Below are 18,132 nucleotides of genomic sequence, written 5' to 3'. Positions count from 1 at the left end.
TAAGGATCTGTTCAATATCGCGTCAGAATCAGCGGTGCTGAACAGGTTCTTATTGGCGACCTGAGTGGCCAAAGCCCCCTTCGCCGCGTTCACTGGCGTCAAAATCTTCCACCAGATTGAATTCTGCCTGAACCACAGGCACAAACACCATTTGAGCAATGCGCTCGCCCGGTTCGATAACAAAGGTCGTCTGACCGCGGTTCCATACCGACACCATCAGCTGGCCCTGATAATCAGAATCGATAAGGCCGACCAGGTTGCCCAACACGACGCCATGTTTATGGCCCAGGCCGGAGCGCGGCAGAATTACCGCCGCCAGATTAGCATCACCAATATGGATAGCCAGACCTGTTGGCAGCAACGTGGTTTCGCCCGGTTTCAGTTCAACCGACGCATCCAGACAGGCGCGTAAATCCAGACCCGCCGACCCTGGTGTCGCGTAAGCCGGTAAAGGGAAAGTCGAACCGATGCGCGGGTCGAGAATTTTAATGTCGATTTTTTTCATCATAACGGCTGACAATCTCTTCTAATAAACGTTGGCCAAGCAGGGACTTATCGCTGAGCGGTAAGATTTTATCCCCGTCCTGCCAAAAAAGATGCAAAGCATTGGAATCACTGTTGAAACCTTGCCCGGCAAGTGAAACATCGTTGGCGCAGATCAGATCCAGATTCTTGCGGATCCTTTTTTGCCGCGCGTATTCTTCCACATTCTGGGTTTCAGCGGCAAACCCCACGACGTAAGGGCGGTTTTCTGTCATGGCCGCAACACCGGCAACAATGTCAGGGTTCTTAATCATTTTTACTGTGATTTCATCGCCTTGCTTTTTGATTTTCTCATCTGCAATGCGTTCCGCACGATAATCTGCCACGGCAGCACAGGAAATGAAAATCTGCTGCGTGGCTGCTGAAAGCCGCACGGCTTGCTGCATCTCCAGCGCGCTTTCCACATCAATACGGCGGACATTAGCGGGTGTCGGCTGCGATACCGGTCCGGCGATCAGCGTCACGTTAGCACCCCACTCAGCGGCGGCTTTGGCTATCGCAAAACCCATTTTTCCGGAGCTGTGATTACTGATGAAGCGAACCGGATCCAGTGGCTCGCGCGTCGGACCTGCGGTGACCATAATGTTCAGCTGTGCCAGATCCTTGCGCGCAGAAAAATGGCTGTTCGCCATATCAACAATCACCAGCGGATCCAGCATGCGTCCCGGGCCAACATCGCCGCAAGCCTGACTGCCGCTGTCCGGACCCCACACTAACGTGCCGCGTGCCGTCAGGCTTTGCAGATTTTCCTGCGTCACCGCAGCGCGGTACATTTGCTGATTCATTGCAGGCAGCACGGCGACCGGTGCCGCTGTCGCCAGACACACCGTCGTCAGCAGATCATTGGCCATGCCAGCGTTCATGCGGGCCAGCAAATCCGCCGTCGCGGGCGCGATAATGACTAAATCGGCCCATTTGCCTAATTCGATATGCCCCATCGCCGCTTCGGCAGCCGGATCAAGCAGGTCGTCAGACACCGGATAGCCAGACACTGCCTGCAGGCTCAACGGCGTCACGAAGGATTTCGCCGCTTCAGTCATGACGACGCGGACGTCTGCGCCTCTTTCACGTAAGCGACGTACCAGTTCTGGTGCTTTATAGGCAGCGATACCACCGCTGATACCGAGCACAATATGTTTGCCGGAAAGTCCCGTCATCATCATTGTCCGATTGGTTGAAAGCTGAAAGAAGCGACATTTTAGCATAACGGGGAATGATGACAGCTATTGGCGATGCGCCGAAATCTGAAGAATAAAAATTTTGCGTAACGTCTCGCAAGCTTACTCACTGAGCGTCTTAGCGGAAGGAATGTTGTGCCACAATCGCGGCGAAAAAGGAGTCAGGATGACGAAACAAGCAGACCAGTGGCCGGGAATGATGCCACCACGGGAAAAATTGTTGCAGCAGGGTGCGAAGGAACTGACGGATCAGGAATTGCTGGCGATCTATCTGCGTACAGGATGCCGGGGATTACATGTGATGGATCTGGCAAAGAACCTGCTGGAAGAATTCGGTTCATTGCATAAATTACTGATGGCCGATTTTGAGGCCATGGCGCGTACGAAAGGGATGGGCGTCGCCAAGTTTTCGCAGCTGGTGGCGGTGTCTGAATTATCACGCCGCGCCTATTTGCGTCACCTGAGTGCCGAAAATGCGATGCTAAGCCCCGAGGTCATCAGGGAATATTTGCAGAATTTGCTCGTTTTTCGGGAAAGAGAGGTATTTCTGGTACTTTTTCTCGACAACCAGCATCGCGTTATTCGCCATGAGGAGATGTTTGCTGGTACTATTGGGCACGTAGAAGTGTATCCCCGCGAAATTGTTCGTGGTGCGATGAAGGTTAATGCGGCAGCCCTAATTCTGGCGCATAATCACCCATCCGGTCGGGCTGAGCCCAGTCTGATGGACAGAAAAGTGACTGAACAGATTATTCGAGCGTGCCAGCTGCTGGAAATTCGTGTCCTTGACCATTTGGTTGTAGGTCACGGAGAAACGGTATCTTTTGCCGAACGCGGCTGGATTTAGCGTCGTTTTTTGAAGATCCTTAGGGATCTTTAGCTGTTCGGGACTTGAGCACTTACGCTACAGAGCGTATACTACGCCACCTTTGAGAATCTTGGGTTTGGCGTTAAGAGCCTATCTCAGCAGGTTTCTAACCTGATGAATTGGTTTTTACCCGACGACAGTGAGTCGGTTCTCAGTGGAGTTTGCTGAGATGGGCTCTAAAAGCCTGACGAGGCGGCCATACCCTATACGAAGCTCGAGCTGATTTGATTTTTGGAGAATAGACATGTCCCGAGTCTGCCAAGTTACTGGCAAGCGCCCGGTGAGCGGTAACAACCGTTCCCACGCAATGAACGCGACCAAACGCCGTTTTCTGCCGAACCTGCACTCCCACCGTTTTTGGGTTGAGGCTGAGAAGCGCTTTGTAACTCTGCGTGTATCTGCTAAAGGTATGCGTGTTATCGATAAGAAGGGTATTGAGACGGTCTTGGCCGATCTGCGTGCCCGCGGTGAGAAGTATTAAGGAACTGCATCATGGCTAAAGGTGTTCGCGAGAAGATCAAGCTGGTTTCTTCTGCTGGTACTGGTCACTTCTATACCACCACGAAGAACAAGCGTACTAAGCCGGAAAAATTGGAACTGAAGAAATTCGATCCAGTTGTCCGTCAACACGTGATCTACAAAGAAGCTAAAATTAAATAATTTTAGTGGATTGCTAAAAACCCGGCTCCGGCCGGGTTTTTTATTGCCTGAATTTTGTGGTTTTCATTCGGCGTGACTTTTATTTGCCTGATATCGACGACTGCGACACACTCTGTAAACGATTCTGCTCAAGGGGAAATTATGCCGGAATTACCTGAGGTTGAAACCAGCCGCAGAGGGATTGAACCCTATCTGAAAGGTCACACGATACTGCATGCCATCGTGCGCAATCCACGCCTGCGCTGGCCTGTCTCGGCGGAAATCTTAGCGTTAAGCGATCAGCCCGTTCTGAGTGTGCAGCGCCGGGCAAAATATCTGCTGGTCGAGCTGAAAACCGGCTGGATCATCATCCATCTGGGTATGTCCGGCAGTTTGCGTGTACTGCCGGAAGAAACAGAAGCAGGCAAACATGACCATGTTGATCTGGTCATGGATACCGGACATGTGCTGCGTTATACCGATCCGCGACGGTTTGGTGCCTGGTTGTGGTCTGCTGATCTGGCGGCCAGTAATGTTCTGGCGCATCTGGGGCCGGAGCCGTTAAGCGAAGATTTCACAGCAGAGTATTTGTTTGAGAAATCGCGCACAAAAAAATCGCCGATCAAACCCTGGCTGATGGACAACAAACTGGTGGTCGGGGTAGGGAATATCTACGCCAGCGAGTCCTTGTTTGTTGCCGGTATTTCACCTGACAGACCTGCTCATTCGCTCAAACGTGATGAGACGGAATTACTGGTGAGAACGATTAAAGCGGTATTGCTGCGCTCGATTGAACAGGGCGGGACGACGCTGAAAGACTTTTTACAGTCGGATGGAAAGCCGGGATATTTTGCGCAGGAATTGCAGGTATACGGACGGGCTGGCGAACCTTGCCGGGCATGTGGTACGCCTGTTGAGAGTAAAAAACACGCTCAGCGCACCACGTTTTTCTGCCCGCGCTGTCAGCGCTAATTCATGATTCAGGCGCTGATTTTTTCCATCAGTGCCTGAGTAATGACCTGTGGCAGGAAGGGAGTGATATCCCCGCCGTGGCGGGCAACTTCTTTGACCAGTGAAGAGGAGATAAACGACCATTCTTTCGAAGGCATCATAAACACGCTTTCCAGCGTCGGCAGCAAATGGCGGTTCATATTGGCCAGCTGCATCTCATATTCAAAATCAGACACCGCACGTAATCCGCGTACCAGCACGTTAGCCCCCTGTGCTTTGGCGAAATTCGCCATCAAATCACTGAAACCAATGACCTCGACGTTATCCAGATGCGAGGTGACCTGTGTTGCCAGCGCCACGCGCTCATCCAGGGTAAACATCGGTTTTTTGCCCGGGCTGGCGGCAATCGCAAGAATGACGTGATCGAACATCAGCGCCGCACGGGTGACGATATCAAGATGCCCGTTGGTCATCGGGTCAAACGTGCCGGGATAAATTGCCTTAGTGCTCATGATGGCTCACTTTTGCAGTTGGTGACTGAGTGCCCACAGGGCGGCATATTTATTGAACGTATATTGTGCATTGACGCCCGCCAGGATCAACCCCTGCTTCCCGTCCAGAAACCCAGCCCGCAGGATCCAGGTTTTGCTGAAGGCGCCCAGCGTATGCGAAATGATCGAGAAGAAGCTGCAACGGCGGCCTTGCTGGTGACGCTGCTCCGCCCATGCCTGCGCATAGCTAAGCTGCTTACGCTGGAAAACAAAAAGGTCGCGGCAGGTGAGATGCAACAAGTCACCCTGCAACGGGATCACGCTGGCATTTTCCGTCTTCAGTGATTCATGCACCAGATCATCGTTATAGCGGAAAGCGGCAGGATACAGGCGGTTGACGCGATCAGGATACCAGCCGCTGTGGCGCATGAATCTTCCGAGAAAAAGATTACTGCGCCCGAGGCTATAAACAGTGTTATCGCGTGGGGTATGCAGAACGTTTTCGATGGACTGGCGTAATTCAGGGGAGACGCGCTCGTCGGCATCAATCATCAAAATGTAGTCGCCGGTGGCATGACTTTGCGCCAGCTGGCGCTGTTTGCCAAACCCTGGCCAGACGGTGTTCTGAAAGACTTTAGCGCCGTAGCGACGGGCAACGTCCTGCGTGGCATCTTCACTGCCGGAATCGAGCAGAATAATTTCATCTGCCCAGGCCACTGATTCCAGGCATTCCGGCAACAAATCCGCTTCATTGCGGGCAATCAGCACGACGGATAAACGTTTTTTATCAGCCATTAATGACTCCGGACAGGCAGATAAGGCTCCAGTAAATGCAGCAGGCGTTGCAATGCACCCTGATTCTGATGCAGCACTTCGACCGCGTGACGCCCGTAATAGAGACGATAATCTTCATCCGTCAGCAGGGTGGAAATCTCTTTCACCAGCGACGCCGTGTCAGTCACGGTGATCAGGCCATCGTCCTGAGCCAGTTTGGCGCAGATGTCTTTGAAATTAAAGGTGTGTGGCCCCATCAGTACCGGGAGCGCATGTGCGGCTGCTTCCAGCGGATTATGCCCGCCACGCTCCACCAGACTGCCGCCGACAAACGCCAGATCGGCAATGCCGTACAGCAGCATAAGTTCACCCATGGTATCGCCAATCACCACCTGCGTAGCCGAAGAAGGAACTTCACCTGAGCTGCGCTGAATGAATGACAGACCCGCTTTACGGGTGAGGTCGCACGCGACCGGGAAACGTTCAGGGTGGCGCGGTACCAGAATCAGTAGCAAGTTCGGGTGCGCTTTGAGTAATTCTTTGTGCGCTTCCAGCAGCAAGGTTTCTTCACCTTCATGGGTGCTGGTCGCAATCCATACCTGACGGCGTGACGCCCACTGGCTGCGCAATGCGATGGCTTTGGCGGCTAATTCCGGCGTGACAGAGATATCGAATTTCAGACTGCCGGTGACCGCGAGCTGATTGCGTTTCAACCCTAAAGACAGGAAGCGTTCGCCGTCTTCCTGATTCTGTGCGGCGATCAGGGTGATGCGTTGCAAAATGGTACGGATGAATTTACCCAGCTTCTGATATCCCTTCGCTGAACGGGCAGAAAGGCGGGCATTGGCGATCACCAGTGGAATTTTGCGGCGATGCAGGGCGCTGATCAGGTTCGGCCAAAGCTCGGTTTCCATGATGATCACCAGCTTCGGGTTGACCTCATCCAAGAAGCGGTTGACCGATCCTGCCAGATCATAAGGCAGATAAACGTGATGCACGCCTTTGCCAAACGCGGACTGCACGCGCTCAGAACCTGTCGGTGTCATCGTGGTCACGGTGATGGGCAACGACGGATAACGGTGGCGTAAGGCGCGGACTAACGGGATTGCCGCCAGTGTTTCACCCACGGAGACTGAATGCAGCATAATGCCGCCGGAGACAACCTTCCCTTTGCAGAAGCCATAACGTTCAGCCCAGCGTTTACGGTATGCAGGCGACTTGCGGCTGCGCAACAGCAAACGGATCCAAATCAATGGCTGAATTAAATATATGATTATATTATAAAAAATATTCATCTTTTATGAGGCGTTGCGTTAGGGAAAGTCAATTTCATATAGCGAAAATAGTCCCGGCGGATAGATTGGCACATGGTATCAGATAAGTGCGATCGACTCATCATGTCAGCACAAACGTCATCAGACCAGTAATGAGTGATAGAGTGCAACTAACTGTTGTGAAAGGTTTTTAGGGCTGTAAGGCAAAATTCGCGCTCTGGCGGCTTTCCCCATGTCGTCATTTTCCTGACGCGAAGGGATTTTCTTCACGAATTCGCTCAGGCTGGCAACATCCAGCGCATCGCAAACAAAGCCCTCTTTCCCCTGTGTGATGAATTCGGCCCCGCCGCAGGTCTGGCTGGTGATCACCGGTAAACCGCAGGCCATCGCTTCCAGAATGACGTTCGGGAACGGGTCATATAACGTCGGCAAAATCATGCCGTCTGCGGCGTGGTAGTAAGGCAGCACATTGTTTTGCACGCCGGTGAAGCGGACGCGGTCAGCACAGCCTGATTGTTGCGCCAGCAACTTATACTTTTTCTGATCTTTATCCTGCCCGACAACGATGAGGTAGCGATCACCGGAAGCAATGGCTTCAATCGCCGGTTTCAGGCCCTTACGCTCAAATCCTGAACCCACATAGATCAGTGCGACGGCGGCTGAAGGGATGGAAAGCGCCTCACGTGAACTCCGGCGCTGTTCCTCTGTTGCAGGCATAAATTTTTCAGAATCGATGGCGTTATAGATCACTTCAAAACGGCTCTCATCAACGCCGTAACAGCGCATGATGTCGCGCTTTACCATCCCGGAATTACAGATGATTTTTTTCAATTCCGCAGAGTGAAACATGGCTTCTTCAGCCTGCAGAACGTAGCGGTGATAAGGGCTGATGCGGGTGAGAAACCGCTGGAAGGGCGAAATAACGCGTGCTCTTTGTTCCAGCCAGACGCGGTGCGCGCCATCACCGGCGCGGAAAATATCGCAACCCGGAATGCGCTCGTGACTTTGCACAATGTCGAAATGTTGCTGCTCCCAGCACTGGCGGGCGGCCACGGCAAATCCTTTCTCCCGCGATACACGGCCATATTTTGCCGGATTGCACAGGTGAATTTTCCATTGCGGATTGGGCTTGCCTTCCCACTGGCGGGTAATGATATTCAGATCAATATTCTGGTCATCCAGGGCTTCCAGCGCGCGGGAGATGAACCGTTCCGCGCCGCCATCCGGGCGATATTTTTGCCGGACAATGGCTAAGCGAATATTTTTGGTCTCGGCGGCATCAGTCATGCAGATAACTCCTGGCGGCATCAATCACATCGCTGACAGGGATTGCATGCAAATAACGTTGCTGGGTTTTGGTATCGATTGAATCCGGCGATGGAAGTGGTGCGTAATCACCCGCCCAGAGTGTTGTATTATTGTGACCCCACGGGCGCCAGTGCTGCATCTTCGTCGGACCAAACAGGGCCACGCAAGGCGTATTGAGCGCGGCAGCCATATGCATCGGTGCGGAATCGACACCAATAAAGAGTTTTGCGCCGTCAATCATTGCCGCCAGTTGCGTCAGGGAAAGCTGACCTGCAACGGAAATCACCTGCGTGTTATGAGTCAGATCCTGGATTTTGCGCACCATATCCAGCTCTTTCTTATCCGGACCGGCGGTCATCACTATGGTGAGACCGGTATCGCCGAGGCCATCAATTACGCTGGCAAATTTGTCATCGTCCCAGCATTTGAACGTCCAGCGGGACGTCGGCTGGATCACAATATAGTCGCCAGCGACCTGATTTTTCAGAAGTAACTGCTGACAAAATGCCTTGTCACTTTCTGAATAATGCATCGAGGTCTGGGCATTCTCTGTCGATACGCCCAGCGGAGACAGAATCGACATATTCTGCTCAACGGTATGCAAAATGCTGTGATTTTCGGTGGTCACTAACTGTGTGTGACCCGTGCGCCAGATCAGTGAGCGGCGCTTTTTATAGTCGAAGCCTAACCGGATTTTAGCACCGCTGAACAACGCCAGCAGGGCGCTTCGCCATTGGTCGGCGAGGTTAATCACCAGGTCATAATGCCGTGCGCGGATTGCTTTGAGTAACTGATATTCTTGCTGTAGCTGATAGCGAATCCCCTGCTTTTTCCATGATCTGTCAATGACATGGATATGCGACAGGGCAGGATGCTCACTGAGGATCGGTCGGGTTTCTTTATACAGAAGCACATCAATTTCAGCATCGGGATAATGCTGACGCAGCCTGTTTATCACCGGCGTTGTCAGCACCATATCTCCGTGATGACGGAGTTTAACCAGAAGAATTCTTCTGGGTTTTAGTGCTGCATATTTGGCTTCGGAGTTAGGCATTCTATTATCTGATATTAGAATATAGTGAATTGATTTTAGGTGAAGAATCGTATGCTGTGAAGTTATTTATCTGACTGATATAGAAAGATAAATAACGACGTTTATGAACCCGTTATAATGGAGTTAAGAACGTAAATGAATCGTCCCTTTCTTAAACATCTTACGCGAGTCTTTTACGTAACTTGTGCAGGCGGATGAGCCACAGCACGAGCTGCCACCACTGCTTCGGGCCGCGGGCATTACGCAGCATTATCTTACGTGTTCCGGAGGTATAAATATCCTCGATCATGGCTTTCTGAGCCGCCGGGTCCGGTTCACGACGAACAGAATGGCATACCGTCAGGGCTTCACGGGTGACCTGACGTGGAAACTCGGGATAGATGTGGACCCGGTCTTTATACCGTTGATTCAGCTCATCCAGCATTTTGGCAATTTTCAAATAATGCCGTTGATATTCAACGTTTTTCATCCCCGTCCGCTTCTGGTTACTGATTGACTGACCATGAATGTAATAGCGGTAAAGGATCTGCTGGGTATATCTCACCCGACGGGCGTTGAACATTAACTCGGTCGTCCAGGGAATATCCTGATGATGCAAACCGGGCTCAAAATACAGGCCATTTTTCTTTATCAATTCAAGCCGGTAGACCCCCAGCCACACCACATGCAGATAACGGTTGGTTGCCAGCGCCATTTTCAGCCAGGTTGCGCCATCCAGCACACCTGTCGAGGTTAAACGGTCAACCGGTATGATCGGTTTTACTTTCTCAGACCCGACAAAATAACGCTCGCCATTGCATTGCGCGACATCCAGATCATCCTGTTCACACATGTCTGTCAGTGTCTGATACATCGCCGGATCCAGTATGTCATCGGCATCCGGGAAGGTGACATACTGACCTTTGGCAACGTCCAGACCGGCATTGCGCGCCCGGGACACGCCACCGTTGGTCTGATGGATGACACGAATGTGCGGATATTTGTCGGCATATTCCTGAGCCACCTTATCAGAACCGTCCGTTGAACCGTCATTAACAATGATGATCTCAAGGCTTTCCAGCGTCTGAGCGACGAGCGAATCCATAAAGTTTCGAAACATCTCCCCGGCATTAAACAGAGGAATGATGGCGCTGAGCCGGATGTTTTCGGATGTCGTTGTCATGATCATTTCACACAATTTCCACTGATAAAGAGGGCATACAACCGGACGGCGGGTCAGCCCCGCCGTCCGGAAGGGTCAGGATTTACCCAATGAAGTGCGGGTGCTCATTCTCAGCATCAGCAGGTAGCCGAAGACCAGAATGATAAAATAGGGGGATTCACGATTATAAAACTGGGTATCGCCCTGACTGAAGTAAATGACCGGAACCGAAAGCAGCAGGAATTCGTAGCCTTTGGGTACCAGTCTGAAAGGGTAGAGCAGCAGGACGGCAAAGAAGATGACCAGAATGATGGCGCCAAAAATCCCCTGCAGTGACAGCGTGTCGATAATGTCGTTATGCAAATGGAACTGCAGATTGCGCAGGGCTTCCGGGTTACCGCCTTCATGCTGCTGGATAAACGTGGTGGCCAGCGCGTTGCGACTGTCCGCCGACTGACCCAGCGGGTGTTGTTCAAAAACATTTATCCCCGCGCGCCACATTGAGAAGCGTGCCCCGACGGATGAATTACGATGTCCTTCGCTGTAAGAGGACACTTCTTTTTGCAGATTATCGATACGGGCCAGCGCTTTATTATAATAAGGATGACCGGAGACAACTGCAGCGATAATTAAACCGCCGATGGCAAACCCGTAGATCATTTTCGACGTGTGCGAACTTTTGGCGAAATCGTAAAGAACGCTCAATACGCTGAATAAGGCAAAAAGCATAATGGCCGAACGGGTTTGCGTGGCAGCCAGTACCGCAAAGGTTAATGTCATCACAACCAGACAGGGTAACCTGTAATGTTTGAATGAATAATATTTAATGCTGTACATCACCAGCAGCGAGAAGATGGTGAAGATATATCCCCCTGACGTCGGGGCATCAGAGTTTATTTTTATTCTGTGGCCGGTTTTAACAAACACCACAATATGAATGACGGAAATGAAAATAAACATCAGCGACATAATAATGACGCCCGCTCTGACGGTAGTGCGCGATAATGTCCATTTGCGCAAGTTATGTTCAATGGCATAGAGCACAAAGGCGGCTAACATCATGCGTTTTCCGCTGATCTGATAGTGATAGGCGATCAGAGGATAGTGCTCATTGGTGGTCAGCATCACCCACAGTAACTTGCTTAACCCCAGCAGGAAAACGACCCAGGAGAAAAGATAAAAATGGACTTTCTTCTCGACTTTGAAAGTCAGGTATAGAAAGTAAATAATTGAAATATAGGTAATTATGTAGAAGAAGTTTCGGGTAACTTCGCCTGAGTACATAAAGAAAGAAATAGAAATCGTGATAAATAAGAAAAATACAGCAGCCAGCTTCTCATCAAAAGACGATTGTCTGACGGATGCCATTAACTTCCTGATCATAAATGACTCTTCCTGAAGATCTTGTTGTTCATGTATTTAGTCATCCAGCACAGGCTGGTTATATATTGACGTTCATGCCAAAGCGCCTGCGCGTAACGTTTCATTTCTTTATAGGACACGGGATGATCGTGTGGCACACCATGCCACGGAGATTTATCGTAATATTGATTATAAATCGCCGATAACTCACCCAACCCCCACAGATGCCAGGGCTTACATTTTCCGGTGTAATGCATCAGGATTGTATCCTGCGGTACAGGGGTTTTCTTCCCAACTTTGTTTAAAATGATGTCACAGATGAAATTGTATTTTTTAGGTAACAATAACACTTCATTTTCCAGCGCAATATTCAGGGCGTCCTGATCCGGGAATTTTAATTCACCTTCGCGTTGAGAAAGGACCTGAATAATTCTTTCGGTCGTTTTTCTCTCGATCCACTGCGGGATGTTGATATATAAAAAACCCGAGTTGAAGTAGTTACCCTGCACCAGCCCTAACTGAGGGCAGAGTTTATTTCGCGCCCTTTGGGTGTCATTCACCGCCGCCAGCGTGTAACCACTGATATCCATGTCATTCAGTGGCTTATAACTGCCCAGACACAATGTATCTGCATCAAGATAAAGCAGTTTTGACGTCACGTCAGCGAGAATGTACGGCGTAAACAGACGGTAATAAATGGCCTGTGGATAACGCCCCATCAGCGGTAAATCCGCAAATGCCGACTCTTTAAAGACATAGCAAGTGATGGCCAGAGGACGACCGGCGGCCAATTCGAGCAGGAGGGATTTTGATTTTTGATCCAGCGGGCTGCCAAAAACATGAATATGAAACGCCAAATCTGGATTATTTTCCATAACAGAAAAAACAGTGATGCCCATGCCGCGTGCATAGGCGTTGTTGATCCCGAACGCAATATGAACAACCGGCAATACTGAAAACCCTAAATTGTTTACGAGCTCTTCTTTCTGCTCGAGATAATTCAGGTATTCATGATTAGGCATGATTCTGTTCCTGACCCATTTTGCTGATGACAAAAGAACGTATCTGATTTAACTGTTCATCACTGAGAGCAAAAAGCTGTTCTGCGCTGTGCCTGAATGAATAAGGTGCCGAGAAGATAAACGATTCAGGAGCCAGACCCTCACCCTGCGGTGTAAGGATCAGCGGCGAAAACGTAGGATGTTGCTCGCGCAGATCACAGGGACCCGCCAGACACACCACCGGTACCTCTACAGCATCTGCAATATAGACATTCCCTGAATCGGAAGCGATATACATATCCATCAGTGAAATGGCGTGTGGCACCTCGTGTAATTTTAGCTTACCAATCAGACTGATGATATTTTCACTGTCACCTTTTTGCGCCAGTAACTGATCCAGATATTTTTGCTCATTCTCAGGACCAAACACATAAAACTGGCAGGGAAGGTCTTTCAGGGAATCAAGGATTTTAATCCATATTGCCGTCGGGATCGTTTTCGCTTTGTTACCGGCAGAAATACTGATGCCGATTTTGATGTGTTCACTCTCCACCAGTGCTGACAGCCTTTCCTGCGGGATCCACAAAGGAAAAGTGGCGTGCTTCTTATAACTGTCGGCAGTCAGGGATGGATTCGCCAGCTTCAGATAACTTTCCAGCGTAAAGTCTGTTTTCTTATGCAGAACAACAACATCTGCGGTCTGATAAAAAATGCTGTGATACCACTTGCGGGTATAGGCAATCAGAAAGGCTTTATGTCGGGCATTACAAAAGGCTGCGTAGAACGCGTTGATACTGTTAGGTTGCAGCAGATACACATTGTCGTAACGGTTGAGCAGTCTAAAGGCCAGACGAATTTTGCTGATGAGAGATTTTTTATGATCTTCAATCAGATAGAGGTTCTCAATGGTGGAATCACGTTCCGCGAGGGGTAAAACGGTTTTACTGATCAGCACGTCTGATTTTTTCAGGTGTTTCAGCAGCGGAGTGATATTCACAAAGTCGCCAATTTTGGCGGTTTGGATGACCAGATTTCGGCCCTTTCCCTGATGAAAAGGTTTCATCAGCATTTTGAACGGCCACAACAGAATGAAGATAATCACATAGCTCATGCTCAGTTCACTTCCTCTGTTGCTGATATGATGTCGTTCAGACGCTCAAAAACGCGTTTTGCGGGCAGATTTTGCAACGCGTTATCTTCCGCCTTGAGGATAAACTGATTTTTTCCATAGCCGCCAATCAGGCCGGGGTCGGTGGGGCCGTACAGCGTAATGTTCGGCCGATCCAGTGCCGCTGTCAGATGGCTCAGGCCGGTATCCACAGAAATCACGGCTTTGGCGCCCGCCAGCACTTCGGCTACCTTTTCCAGGCTCAATTTCGGCAAGACCTCGACGAAAGGAAATCCGTCGGCCAGACGCATCGCGCGCTGATATTCATGCTCGGCTCCCCAGGGAAGTTTGATGCGGATATCCTGCCCGCTCAGCATGCTAATCAGTTCACGCCAGTGTTCTTCCGGCCAGTGTTTATCTGCGCGGGTGGTGGCATGGAGAAACACCAGATACTGCCCCGCATCCGCCGGAAGGTGCGAAAGGAACCGTGCTGCGATGGCGTAATCCCCCTGCGTTTCAGGTTTCTGATACCCGAGACTCTTGGCGAATAATTCGCGGGTGCGTTCTACAGCATGCTGTTTTTTATCGATTTCATGACGTTGGTTGTAGAACCAGCTCGCGAACGGTTCACGGGCGCTTTTACAATCCTGACCGTGTTTTTCACCTTTGGCGACACGGGTGATCAGCGCGGCGCTTTTCATCAGCCCCTGCGCATCAATGATCGCATCATAGGTTTGAGACTGCACTTCTCGCTTAAAATCACAGCGTTGCTGACGGGTTTCAGATCCGAACCAGTTTTTGCGCCAGCGGCGGATGGCGACCGGTATCACGCGATCAACGGCCGGATGCCAGCCGGGGATTTGCGTAAATCCTTCTTCCACAACCCAGTCAAAGCGGATCCCGGGGATAGCCTGCATGGCATCCGTTAACGCCGGAAGCGTATGCAGAACGTCGCCCATGGACGAGGTTTTGACGATGAGTACCCGCATTACAGCTCCTTCCTTGCACTCAGTAACTGGCTTAATTCCTGATAAACCTGCTCTGGTTGAATATCAATTAAACTCTGGTGATAACCTTCTTCTGCATCGCCTTTACGGACTTTATGGTAACCGGTGATCAGCCTGATCACTTTCGCCTGATGGCTGAGTGGCGGCGTGAAATCCGGGCTGCTTGGTCCGTAAAGTGCGACCAGCGGTTTATCCAGTGCAGCGGCGACATGCATAAGACCCGAATCATTGCTGACGACGGCATGACAGGCGGCAATCATCACAACGGCCTGATCCAGCGAGGTTTGACCGGCCAGATTCAGACAGAAAGGTTGCGCATTGTCCGTCAGTGCCAGACGGATTTGTTCGCCCGCCGCGTTATCTTTCGCCGAGCCAAAGAGCACCACCTGATAGCCTTCGCTGATCAGTTTTTCCGCCAGTACGGCATAGTGATAATGCGGCCAGCGTTTTGCCGGACCAAATTCCGCGCCCGGACAGAAGCCAATCAGCGGGCGGGCATTATCCACAGAGAATGAGGTTTTGACGGCGGTGACTTCCGCTTCACTGACCTGTAATTTCGGCCACAGAATGGGTTGCGGCAGGTCGGCAGCGGTGTTGATTTGTCGGGCATCGTAGCCCAGTGCAGCATAACGCTGAACCATCAATGGAAACGCGGGCTTATCCAGCACCCGCAGATCATTGAGCAGGCCATAGCGCATTTCACCGCGCCAGCCGGTGCGCTGAGGGATACGTGCAAAGAACGGCACCAGTGCCGACTTAAACGAGTTAGGCAGAACATAGGCGCGTTGATAATGTTCATTGCGCAGTGAAATGCCCAGACGGCGGCGCTCGCCCAGCTCCAGAGCGCCATGCCCCAGTGGCATAGCCAGTGCCTGATGCACTTCCGGCATGCGATCCAGTAAAGGACGGCACCAGGCAGGTGCCATCACATCGATCTGCGCTTGCGGATGCGCCGCTTTCAGGGTGCGGTAGAGACTTTGTGACATCATCATGTCACCGACCCATGACGGCCCAATTACCAGTATTTTCATACCGTTAATCCATTCCTCAGTGTGCAGCGCTTATACTGTGCGGTTAAGCCAGCTCATGTATTCCGTCACACCTTCGGCAACCGTTTTGAAAGGTTTGTCATAACCGGCATTACGCAGCGCCGTCATGTCAGCCTGAGTGAAGGACTGGTAACGACCTTTCAGTTTTTCCGGGAAAGGAATGTATTCGATATCGCCTGATTTGTGGTACGCGACCACGGCATCCGCAACTGCCTGGAAGGATTCAGAGCGGCCGGTTCCGCAGTTGAAAATACCGGACACGCCGTTCTGCCAGAACCACAGGTTTACCGCTGCCACGTCACCCACATAAATGAAGTCACGCTTGAAGCCTTCGCTGCCAGAGAACAGCTTCGGATTTTCACCGGCTTTAATCTGGTTGTTCAGGTGGAATGCGACGCTGGCCATGCTGCCTTTATGACCTTCGCGTGGTCCGTAGACGTTGAAGTAACGGAAACCACAAATCTGGGATTCCGCGTGTGGCAGGATTTCGCGAACATACTGGTCAAACAGGAACTTGGAGTAACCGTAGACGTTCAGTGGCTGCTCATATTTACGATCTTCAACAAAGCTGGTGCTTTGGCTGCCATAGGTGGCGGCAGAAGAGGCGTAAAGGAAAGGAATGCTGCGATCCAGGCAATAATGCAGGATATCTTTGGAGTACTGATAGTTGTTATCCATCATGTACTTGCCGTCCCACTCAGTAGTGGACGAACACGCGCCTTCATGGAAGATCGCGTCAATATCACCTAAATCGTCGCCTGCAACGATACTGGCAATGAAATCTTCTTTGTCACAATAATCCGCAATATCCAGATCCACCAGATTGACGAACTTGGTGCCGTCTTTCAGGTTATCGACCACCAGAATATCGCGGTATCCCATATCATTGAGCGATTTAATAATATTGCTGCCGATAAAACCAGCGCCGCCAGTGACGATTATCATGGGATCCACCTTTAATCATTTGAAGAACTGCGCACCATGCGCAGCTACTATATTGGGTAATATCATAACACTTCAGAATGAAGCTCACATTGGGAAGGTGTCCGATAACCTGCATTCTTGTGTTTCAGTCCGTAAGGCGTGAACTCTGCTGCAAAACAAAGATATTGTGAGTGGTTTCATCGTTATTTCATATGCAGATTAGTAATGTATTCCGTGAATGAGTCATTTCAGGAGAATACTGTATGTCTGTTTCGTTTTATCGCCAGCTTGAAGATCAGCTCGACCAGGCGCGGGTTGAGGGGCTGTTTAAAGAAGAACGCATTCTCACCACGCCGCAGCAGGCTGAAGTTTCAGTGGCTGGCGGCACGCCGGTCATCAATTTCTGCGCCAATAACTACCTCGGATTAGCGAACCATCCGGCGCTGATCGAAGCCGCCAAAGCAGGGCTCGACAGTCACGGTTTTGGTATGGCATCTGTCCGCTTTATCTGCGGCACGCAAGATACTCACAAAGAACTCGAACACCGTCTGGCGGACTTTCTCGGCATGGACGATGCGATCCTTTATTCCTCCTGTTTTGATGCCAACGGCGGCTTGTTCGAAACACTGCTGAGTGAAGAGGATGCCATCATTTCGGATGCGCTGAATCACGCATCGATTATTGACGGCGTCCGCTTGTGTAAGGCGAAACGCTATCGCTATGCCAACAATGATATGTCAGAACTGGAAGCCCGTTTACAGCAGGCCAAAGACGACGGTGCCCGCCATATTCTGGTGGCGACGGACGGCGTGTTTTCAATGGATGGCGTGATCGCCAACCTGAAAGGTGTATGCGATCTGGCTGAACGGTTTGATGCGCTCGTGATGGTGGATGATTCCCACGCGGTCGGTTTTGTCGGTGCTGAAGGACGCGGAACCCACGAATATTGCGACGTGATGGGGCGTGTGGACATTATCACCGGCACGCTCGGCAAAGCACTGGGCGGCGCTTCCGGCGGATATACCGCAGCGCGTCAGGAAGTGATCGACTGGCTGCGCCAGCGTTCGCGGCCGTATCTTTTCTCCAATTCACTGGCCCCGTCGATTGTCTCGGCATCCCTTAAAGTGCTCTCGATGCTCGAAGAAGGCAGCGAACTGCGCGAGCGCCTGCTCCGTAATTCAGCATTGTTCCGTGAAAAAATGACGGCTGCCGGGTTCACGCTGGCAGGCGCCGATCACGCGATTATTCCGGTCATGCTGGGCGAGGCGCGTCTGGCTCAGGAGTTTGCGTCGCTTTTGCAGCAGGAAGGGATTTATGTCACCGGTTTCTTTTACCCGGTGGTGCCTCAGGGGCAGGCGCGTATTCGCACGCAAATGTCAGCGGCGCACAGCACAGAACACATCGAGCAGGCAGTCGATGCCTTCACCCGTATTGGCAAAAAACTGGGCGTGATCGCCTGA

Annotated in this window: 19 protein-coding genes; 5 read left to right on the top strand and 14 right to left on the bottom strand. The window is 51.1% G+C overall.

The features are described from left to right. Positions 1 to 49: 49 nt before the first annotated feature. Together dut and coaBC are read right to left on the bottom strand one after the other, a co-directional pair. Positions 50 to 508: a dUTP diphosphatase gene (gene dut / locus J9880_RS07360; protein ID WP_013577627.1), complete on the bottom strand. Its 459-nt coding sequence runs from the start codon at positions 506 to 508 to the stop codon at positions 50 to 52. After that, on the bottom strand, positions 486 to 1,703 hold the full coding sequence (coaBC, locus tag J9880_RS07355; protein ID WP_232770266.1) for a bifunctional phosphopantothenoylcysteine decarboxylase/phosphopantothenate--cysteine ligase CoaBC: 1,218 nt from the start codon (positions 1,701 to 1,703) through the stop codon (positions 486 to 488). The genes dut and coaBC overlap by 23 nt, the downstream gene beginning before the upstream one ends. A gap of 184 nt (positions 1,704 to 1,887) precedes the next feature. On the opposite strand from coaBC, the gene radC reads away from it, so the two are divergent. From radC to mutM, 4 genes are all read left to right on the top strand, one after another. Next, positions 1,888 to 2,568: a RadC family protein gene (radC, locus tag J9880_RS07350; RefSeq protein WP_095924100.1), complete on the top strand. Its 681-nt coding sequence runs from the start codon at positions 1,888 to 1,890 to the stop codon at positions 2,566 to 2,568. Positions 2,569 to 2,833: 265 nt separating this feature from the next. Then, positions 2,834 to 3,070 carry a 50S ribosomal protein L28 gene (gene rpmB, locus J9880_RS07345; protein WP_004931195.1) on the top strand — a complete coding sequence of 79 codons (237 nt, stop codon included), beginning with the start codon at positions 2,834 to 2,836 and terminating at the stop codon, positions 3,068 to 3,070. 11 nt (positions 3,071 to 3,081) lie between these two features. Next, positions 3,082 to 3,249 (top strand): 50S ribosomal protein L33, encoded by a 168-nt coding sequence (gene rpmG / locus J9880_RS07340; protein WP_004392084.1) that lies wholly within the window; start codon positions 3,082 to 3,084, stop codon positions 3,247 to 3,249. Between the two features lie 141 nt (positions 3,250 to 3,390). Beyond that, positions 3,391 to 4,200, top strand: coding sequence for a bifunctional DNA-formamidopyrimidine glycosylase/DNA-(apurinic or apyrimidinic site) lyase (mutM, locus tag J9880_RS07335; protein WP_095924101.1), 810 nt, complete (start codon positions 3,391 to 3,393; stop codon positions 4,198 to 4,200). Between the two features lie 8 nt (positions 4,201 to 4,208). Here the strand turns inward: mutM and coaD are convergent, their stop codons facing one another. From coaD to rfaD, 12 genes are all read right to left on the bottom strand, one after another. Further along, positions 4,209 to 4,691 (bottom strand): pantetheine-phosphate adenylyltransferase, encoded by a 483-nt coding sequence (coaD, locus tag J9880_RS07330; protein ID WP_095924102.1) that lies wholly within the window; start codon positions 4,689 to 4,691, stop codon positions 4,209 to 4,211. 6 nt (positions 4,692 to 4,697) lie between these two features. Then, positions 4,698 to 5,465: a glycosyltransferase family 2 protein gene (locus J9880_RS07325; RefSeq protein ID WP_232770265.1), complete on the bottom strand. Its 768-nt coding sequence runs from the start codon at positions 5,463 to 5,465 to the stop codon at positions 4,698 to 4,700. Beyond that, a complete protein-coding gene (gene waaA, locus J9880_RS07320; protein ID WP_232770264.1) occupies positions 5,465 to 6,739 on the bottom strand; it encodes a lipid IV(A) 3-deoxy-D-manno-octulosonic acid transferase in 1,275 nt (424 codons plus the stop codon). Before waaA ends, J9880_RS07325 begins: the two co-directional genes overlap by 1 nt. A 120-nt stretch (positions 6,740 to 6,859) precedes the next feature. Further along, positions 6,860 to 8,005: a glycosyltransferase family 4 protein gene (locus J9880_RS07315; protein WP_232770263.1), complete on the bottom strand. Its 1,146-nt coding sequence runs from the start codon at positions 8,003 to 8,005 to the stop codon at positions 6,860 to 6,862. Next, positions 7,998 to 9,080 carry a putative lipopolysaccharide heptosyltransferase III gene (rfaQ, locus tag J9880_RS07310; protein WP_131693828.1) on the bottom strand — a complete coding sequence of 361 codons (1,083 nt, stop codon included), beginning with the start codon at positions 9,078 to 9,080 and terminating at the stop codon, positions 7,998 to 8,000. Before rfaQ ends, J9880_RS07315 begins: the two co-directional genes overlap by 8 nt. Before the next feature lie 160 nt (positions 9,081 to 9,240). Next, the gene (locus J9880_RS07305) at positions 9,241 to 10,248 is read right to left on the bottom strand and encodes a glycosyltransferase (protein WP_131693827.1); all 1,008 of its coding nucleotides are present in this window, start codon (positions 10,246 to 10,248) and stop codon (positions 9,241 to 9,243) included. Between the two features lie 69 nt (positions 10,249 to 10,317). Further along, entirely contained in the window at positions 10,318 to 11,604 is a 1,287-nt protein-coding gene (locus J9880_RS07300) for an O-antigen ligase family protein (protein ID WP_131693826.1), read from the bottom strand. Then, positions 11,601 to 12,605, bottom strand: a complete 1,005-nt coding sequence (locus J9880_RS07295) for a glycosyltransferase family 8 protein (protein WP_095924109.1) — start codon at positions 12,603 to 12,605, stop codon at positions 11,601 to 11,603. The genes J9880_RS07300 and J9880_RS07295 overlap by 4 nt, the downstream gene beginning before the upstream one ends. Then, on the bottom strand, positions 12,598 to 13,695 hold the full coding sequence (locus J9880_RS07290; RefSeq protein WP_131693825.1) for a glycosyltransferase family 9 protein: 1,098 nt from the start codon (positions 13,693 to 13,695) through the stop codon (positions 12,598 to 12,600). The genes J9880_RS07295 and J9880_RS07290 overlap by 8 nt, the downstream gene beginning before the upstream one ends. 2 nt (positions 13,696 to 13,697) lie before the next feature. Further along, positions 13,698 to 14,681 (bottom strand): lipopolysaccharide heptosyltransferase RfaC, encoded by a 984-nt coding sequence (rfaC, locus tag J9880_RS07285; protein ID WP_095924111.1) that lies wholly within the window; start codon positions 14,679 to 14,681, stop codon positions 13,698 to 13,700. Beyond that, positions 14,681 to 15,730, bottom strand: a complete 1,050-nt coding sequence (rfaF, locus tag J9880_RS07280; protein ID WP_119823924.1) for an ADP-heptose--LPS heptosyltransferase RfaF — start codon at positions 15,728 to 15,730, stop codon at positions 14,681 to 14,683. The genes rfaC and rfaF overlap by 1 nt, the downstream gene beginning before the upstream one ends. A 30-nt stretch (positions 15,731 to 15,760) precedes the next feature. After that, complete coding sequence (rfaD, locus tag J9880_RS07275; protein ID WP_095924113.1) at positions 15,761 to 16,693, bottom strand: ADP-glyceromanno-heptose 6-epimerase; 933 nt, start codon at positions 16,691 to 16,693, stop codon at positions 15,761 to 15,763. A 242-nt stretch (positions 16,694 to 16,935) separates the two neighbouring features. Between rfaD and kbl the strand changes: the two genes are divergently transcribed. Further along, positions 16,936 to 18,132 carry a glycine C-acetyltransferase gene (gene kbl, locus J9880_RS07270; protein WP_095924114.1) on the top strand — a complete coding sequence of 399 codons (1,197 nt, stop codon included), beginning with the start codon at positions 16,936 to 16,938 and terminating at the stop codon, positions 18,130 to 18,132.

It is taken from the genome of Rahnella victoriana, from assembly GCF_021276285.1.
GTDB lineage: Bacteria > Pseudomonadota > Gammaproteobacteria > Enterobacterales > Enterobacteriaceae > Rahnella > Rahnella victoriana.
This window is presented reverse-complemented; position numbering and strand designations above follow the sequence as displayed.